The 6,279-nt window shown below is 59.3% G+C and carries 6 protein-coding genes; 2 read left to right on the plus strand and 4 right to left on the minus strand.

The window, feature by feature from the left end; translation table 11 throughout:
• On the minus strand, positions 1 to 602 hold a 602-nt coding region (locus tag AX708_RS18520), incomplete at its 3' end, for a site-specific integrase (protein ID WP_233999679.1).
• Between the two features lie 188 nt (positions 603 to 790).
• Here AX708_RS18520 and AX708_RS18525 point away from each other — a divergent pair.
• A complete protein-coding gene (locus AX708_RS18525; RefSeq protein WP_067490578.1) occupies positions 791 to 1,738 on the plus strand; it encodes a helix-turn-helix domain-containing protein in 948 nt (315 codons plus the stop codon).
• On the opposite strand, the gene AX708_RS18530 is transcribed toward AX708_RS18525, so the two are convergent.
• The 3 genes from AX708_RS18530 to AX708_RS18540 all read right to left on the minus strand — a co-directional run bounded on the left by AX708_RS18530 (position 1,698) and on the right by AX708_RS18540 (position 5,220).
• The gene (locus AX708_RS18530) at positions 1,698 to 2,717 is read right to left on the minus strand and encodes a ParB/RepB/Spo0J family partition protein (protein WP_067490586.1); all 1,020 of its coding nucleotides are present in this window, start codon (positions 2,715 to 2,717) and stop codon (positions 1,698 to 1,700) included. The two genes, AX708_RS18525 and AX708_RS18530, sit on opposite strands and share 41 nt — an antisense overlap.
• A gap of 48 nt (positions 2,718 to 2,765) precedes the next feature.
• Positions 2,766 to 3,968, minus strand: coding sequence for an AAA family ATPase (locus AX708_RS18535; RefSeq protein ID WP_067490588.1), 1,203 nt, complete (start codon positions 3,966 to 3,968; stop codon positions 2,766 to 2,768).
• A 169-nt stretch (positions 3,969 to 4,137) separates the two neighbouring features.
• The gene (locus AX708_RS18540; protein ID WP_067490590.1) at positions 4,138 to 5,220 is read right to left on the minus strand and encodes a replication initiation protein; all 1,083 of its coding nucleotides are present in this window, start codon (positions 5,218 to 5,220) and stop codon (positions 4,138 to 4,140) included.
• 654 nt (positions 5,221 to 5,874) lie between these two features.
• On the opposite strand from AX708_RS18540, the gene AX708_RS20140 reads away from it, so the two are divergent.
• Positions 5,875 to 6,141, plus strand: coding sequence for a WGR domain-containing protein (locus AX708_RS20140; RefSeq protein ID WP_081095560.1), 267 nt, complete (start codon positions 5,875 to 5,877; stop codon positions 6,139 to 6,141).
• Positions 6,142 to 6,279: the final 138 nt, after the last annotated feature.

A 6,279-nucleotide genomic window follows, 5' to 3' on the forward strand; every position in this document is an offset into this window, starting at 1 on the left:
GTCAGCTTGAGCCCCTCGCGCACCAGTTCGAGGTCAGCCAGCTGTAGCGCGACCAGTTCGGAACGCCGCAACGCCGCCGCCAGCCCAAGTGCCATGACCGCCCGGTCGCGGATAGCCCGCGGACTCTGGCCTTCGGCCGCTGCAATCATCCGCGCGAGATCAGCTGCCAGAATAGCGCTCTTCTTGCGCGTTGGCCGCGCACGCTGCTCGCGGCGGATCCCAGCAAGTGTGTCAGCAATCACATCACGCGGATCTCGATGCTGGGGTGCTACCTGACCTGCCTGCCTGTGGTGCCAGGCGATGGCGGCAAGGTGCCGCCCAATAGTGCTGTCCGCCCTCCCCGCCTGCGCCAGCGAGGCAAGGTATGTGGCAACTGCCTCCGGCATAGCCGGCATAGGCTCAAGATCGCGCACCCAGCACCATTCTTCGAACTGCCGCCAGTCGCTGTCATAGGCTCGGACAGTGTTGGCCGCCTTGGAGCGCGCCCGGTATGAGCGGGCCGCTTCGATTTCAGCCGCGAGCTGCGGCGGGATCACATTCCCCAAGGGCGCGAGCGCAGCCTCATCTGAGAGCCCCAAAGCCTTGCTGCTATCATCATCCAAGGCGGCACTCCTCCAGCTTCAATGCAGCTGCTGTGCCCTGCCCTTGCCTTCGGGCCGGGGCGACATCGCAGCGCATTTCGCCTGCTTTATATAGATTAGCATGTCGTCCGTGAAGGGCATTTATCGGACAGCAAAGGCACCGTACAAGCTGGGTATACTTTTTAGGCCATTTATATACTATCTGGCCGATGGCGCCTTACCCTCCCCCTTGGCAACTGACCCTTGCGCGGATCGAAGGCGCCCTCCCCTTCATCTCACCCGAGCTGTCCGAATGCCTTGCGCTGGCCTCACTCCGGCGCCTCTGGCGCATGCATGTGCGCGATTATCCGTTTGATAATCTTGGAATTGAACACAATCCGGGGCTTGAGGCCGACGAGCTTGTGCGCTCGTGGTATTCCGAGGAGCGCCGTCAATTCTTGTCGTGGGTCAGCCGGCGAGGTCACCCTCGCCTCGCCCATGCCGCCAAGCTGGCCATGGCCGCGAAAAACCACTCCGAAGGGTTCAGCGAGGCCTACTTGCCCGCCGATCGCGCGCTCGAGCGGCTCGATGCGTTGCTACCGACCCGAGATCCTGTGGGCACCCTGCTTGAGTGGCTTGAGGAACTGCGAACCGAGGAACTCGACTTCTTCGAAGGCGGGAGCGAAATGATCAATGTCGGCGGGTTCGCGATCACGCGCTCGGCGCCGCGTGGCGCGGCCTGGGCCGCCTCACTGGCGACGGCCATGCGGCCGCATCTTTTTGGCTTGGGGTCGGCCCCGCTGGCGCTTGCAGGCGTGACGCCGCGGGTCCTGTTCCGCGAATTCCACGAAGAACCCCTGCCCGCGCTTCTCCGTTCAGCGATTCAGACGGCCGCCGACAAAGCCGCGGCCGACTTGCGGATGATGCGAGAAGCTGTCGCTCTGGCCGACAAGCAGCTGGCCGGACGACTGTATGCCTCCTCCACCGCTCCGCAGGCGTGGCGCATGATTGTCAGCCTTGGCCCCCTCACCAGAGCGGAACTTGCAAGAAGCCTTGGCGTGACAAAGCGAACCGCTTCGCAATCCGTATTGTCGCTGCAGGAGGCAGGCATGGTGCGCTTGCGCGAGATCGATAGCGCTATGCTACCGGCCAGTGCTGATCTAGTACACCGCGGATAGCCTCTTCGGCTTCCTGGCGCGTTGCACCACCCTTGTTCAACAAGGTGATCCGAACCCCCTTGCGATCAGCTCCCTCAATCCGAAGTACAGGCTGGCCCACAGCATTGGCGACAGTCTCGGCCTTTCCTGACTTTTTGGGGGATCCTGACTTCTTGGGGGGATCGACCGCAAGAGAAAGCGCCTTGATCACTTCCAGCACAGAAGGTGACTGGCCAGTTCGCTCGCGCTCCGCGGCAAGCCGGGCTGCCTCCCGGAAGGCTCTCTCCTTCCGGTCCTCAGGCTTCATGAGCGCCTTGAGGGCGATCGCATTGCGAATTCCGAGTTCCTGCGGATTGGCAAAGGCTCTGGTCAACTCTCCGGGCAAGCGGGCCAGATCGAGATAACGTGTTAGCCAGCTTTCGGACACCTTGAGGCGTTCGGCCATCGTCTTCTGCCGACCCTCGTAGTAGGCCGTCAAAGCTCGCAGATAGTCCTTCGCCCGTTCGAAATCGGTGAGGTCGTCTCGTGCGCGGTTCTCGAGATCAGCGAGCCGGAACGCCTCCTCGTCACCGATTTCGCGGACGTCCACGAGGAACTTGAAGTCTGGATAGTTGTGCGCCCGCAGCCAACTGATCGACCAGTGCCGCCGTGCACCGCAAATGACCTCGAAGTCATATCCGTCGTCACCAGACAGGCGCCTGACAATTGCCGGGATCTCCTGTCGGCCCTGCGCCTTAATGCTCTCAATCAGGTCAGCGCAGCGCTCCTCGGTGAGGAGCGCATAGTCGCGATTGTGGCCAGACCACATCCGACACCTTGCCGGGTCGACGAGCTCATGCGTGCGCGAAACAATCGCCCCAGACGCGAGATCAGCCAAACGGTTTGAACGCCCGGTCAGCACATTCGAAGCGATGCTCGATCGCCGCGGCGCGGCGGACTCTTCGGTCAAATCGATTCCTGCCGCCAAGTCGGCGGCAAAGCCGCTGTTCTTCCTACTCATGCATGCCTCCCATCAGCAGAATTGCACGCGTGCAATTTCCCCAGCGGCTCATACCAATGCCTCCTGGCGGAGGCGCTTCTGATGGCTTGGCCACATCGATCGAATGTCGACTTCGATCTCAGAGTTCACGCCATCAAGATAGTTCAAGCAGCGATTGCGCACCGCCGAACTCGTGGCCGGTCCGTCGAGTTCATAAACGGTCATTAGCCGCGCAGTCGCATTGTCGATCTCGGCAGAATCCTTGAGCGGCGTGCGAACCATGGCGTGACCAAACAAGGTCCGCATCAACTGCAGAAGCTCCTTCTGCATAGACTTGTTCTCATCGACCTTTGAAGCGACGAAGCGCAAAAACGTCAGCTCTGGCGCAAGACCCCGGTCCGCGAGCTGCTCAATCGTTTCATCAAGCATTGATAGGAAAGCAGCGGTCGACGAGAAGTCCATCACGGTCGGAGGGACCGGCACCACCAACGCATTCGCAGCCCGCAACACGGACAGAGAGATTGCGCCGAGCGCCGGCGGGGGATCCATGACGATGACGTCGAACCGGTCCGAGATGCTCTCAATCCCTTCCTTCAGGCGGTCGAGCAAGGCACCGTTCCCCTGCGCCATTCTGGCGGCCAATTCATACTCGGAATTGAACAGCCGAAGATTGGCAGGGATCAATTCAAGGCCGTCGAAATGGGTCTTGCGGAGGGCGTAGTCGAGCGATGACCGCTCACCCTCACGAAGGAACGGGTAGAGGGTATCGTCCTCTGTCAGATCGAGGTCTGGCACGTAGCCGAACAGCGTCGTCGCAGACGCCTGACTGTCGCAGTCGATCAATGCAACACGATAGCCCTTGATCGCGAGGTATTGCGCTAGATGTACGGAGAGCGTCGATTTGCCGACACCGCCTTTGAAATTCTGAACCGCAACCACGCAACACGGATCAGTCGGAGCACGATACGGCCTCGTGCCGAATACGCCGCGCATATCGTTAAGCTGGGCAAGAGTGTATCTCTCGCGCCGATTGCTATCTGTCCTCGCTGGCTCGGGCAGCCTTCCATCTTTCTCGGCGTCCCGAATGGCCGCCGGTGTCCGCCCGACGAGCTCGGCTGCCTTCCCGATCGTAAAGGTAGGCTCCCGGCGCGCATCTGCCCGAGCGCTTCGTGCGGAGTCGCGCAGCTTTTCGAGCACTGAGGATGTTCGACTGGCTAGCGTTGCCACCGAGACCAAACGCTCGGCTTCATCGATCTGAAGTCCGTTAGACACATGCCGTCCTTTCGCAATTGGGAGTGTGCTACACCCACTTGCGCTTTTCGGTCAAGAAAATCACAAATTTCGAAAGTTCAGACGCCTTGTCGGGCCGATTTTAGGATGGATGCGCGCCATCCTGACTCGGTGGGGGCAAGGAGAATTGCACGCGTGCAATTTAGGCGGCTCAGGGTCGCCCCCGCCGGTTTACCCACCCCTCGCAAAAACCCTTCCAGGCAGCGATCAGCTTGGCGCCACGTAGCTTCTCCAACCGATTGCCCATGTGCTCGCGGAATCCGCTCGCGATAAGATCGACATCCCATCCGCCGCCGTGCTTTTTGGCGACTTCAAGCAGATCGGCGTGTCCGAAGCGGATCGAACCTGACGAGGGGAAAGTTGATTCTAGCTGCTTAGTGACAGGCGCGTCGGTCGCTGGTGCGGCGATTGCACCCTGCCCCGCTGTCACAGTCTCGACAGAGCCAGTACGCCTTGCTTGGCGTCCCGCGGAGTGCCTATCCAGTTCATCTACCGTTTCGAGGACTTCAGGTGCCCCTTTCGGTTCAAATCGGAACTCAAGCTCGGTGACCGTTCGCCCTTGTCGAATTTCACGCCACTCGACGCGAAAGTGCGCCAACTGGTCAATCTCGGACTTTGCCTTCTCCAACACCTTGCGCCGAAGTTGAGCAAAGTCGGTGTAAACGTCAGGCGGAATGCCAAGCGCTGCCCGCAGCGCTTGCATATCTCCTCTCCAGGTTGCCTGCCGTCGATGAAGGCGAAGCGCTCCTAGCTCGTAAAGCTTCAGGGCATAATTCGAGCGGAAGCCCAAGACCGCTTGCCGATTGAGCACCGCATAGGTCTCAGACGCCTGGATCAGCTTGCGCGCATCAGGCGTGAACTCCCATTCGATCCATCCCGTCTCACCACCATCCTCGTCCGTCTCCTCTTTGGACCGGGAGATCAGGGAAAACAGGAGGGTGGCCTTCTTTCCTCTCCACGACTTATCATCCACAGCAAACAAAGTGCGATGAAGTTCCTGCAGCATATCGCTGATCCGCTCATTGCCTTTATGGCCGCGACGGATATCGGCCTTGCGAATGCGGTGAGGCCGGTCCTCCCACGCATCACCACCGGCAGTCAGAATCATGAGGGCAAGGAGCCGGGATGCTGTCAGGCTCAGTGACTCACCTTTGACGAACTTGATCTCGATGATGTTGCCCGGCTTGGCAAACTCGTCCCCGCCTTTCGCCTTCAATGCAGCAGCGACGCGCATCGCACGGCCCGGTGTTGCCTCTTCAGGCTTCTCTTCGAGAGCCTCAGCTATTGGGCTGTCATCCGCTTCCATGCCATACTGCGATCGTAGCTCGATTCTTGGGAACGCATTTGCTGCCTGACCTGACCTCTTACGTCAAGTCAGGTCAGGATCGAACCTTGAACGCAGCCCCCAAAAGGTCAGGATTAAACGAGCTGAATAGACTGCCGGAATCGGCGGATTTCCTGCGAGTCGGCAACGCTTGTCAGAAGATACAGGATAGGACTCAGTTTTTGCGAGAACAGGCAGCGCGATCCTCTCGAATGGGAGCTTGCAGATCAGACATTGGCACTTCCCCCAATTGGTCAGGAATGCCCCAGAAGGTCAGGGGGAAGCCCCCACTCGGTCAGGTGATAGCCCCCATAAGGTCAGCCAAACACCCCCGCCGGGTCAGGAACATTGTCATAGGGCATTGAACTTACATCAGAATTTAGCTCTGAATCTGAATCTCTAGAATCAGAAATCCTTCCGCTGCAAGCAGCGGCGTTTTTTTGATGATGTTTTGAAAGTGTTGAGCCAGGTCACAGCCTCCAATCGCTTCACTGAATCACTGACGGGTCTGTGATTCAGATTTCCGGTTGGACCGCTCACCCATGTCTCTGCCACGCTGCCATCATGGAAACACCGTTCAACCAGTCGTGGCATTGGCAGGCTATCGACCCCTCACGCAATGTTGCACGCGCTTACGACCTCTGGATCGAAACCGATCTGTTTGGCTGGACAACCATTGAGCGGCGGTGGGGACGGATTGGGTCAAAGGGCAGGGCGGTCACCACGAGCTATCCGGACAGAGCAACGGCTGACGTAATCGCACAGCAGATCCGAACACGACGCGAAAGCGCAATCCAGCGGATTGGTGTTCGCTACCGAGCAGTCGGATAACTTCACTCGATTAGTAGGCGTTCTTCTAACTGAGATCTTCTCCCTGAAACGAAGCAGCTTCGCCAAAGGGGGGAGGGGGATGACCTGATGCGGTTCAGCATCAGGAGCAGACCGTGACCGACCTTTTTGAACAATCCA

This window comes from Erythrobacter sp. CCH5-A1 (assembly GCF_001557115.1).
Classification (GTDB): domain Bacteria; phylum Pseudomonadota; class Alphaproteobacteria; order Sphingomonadales; family Sphingomonadaceae; genus Erythrobacter.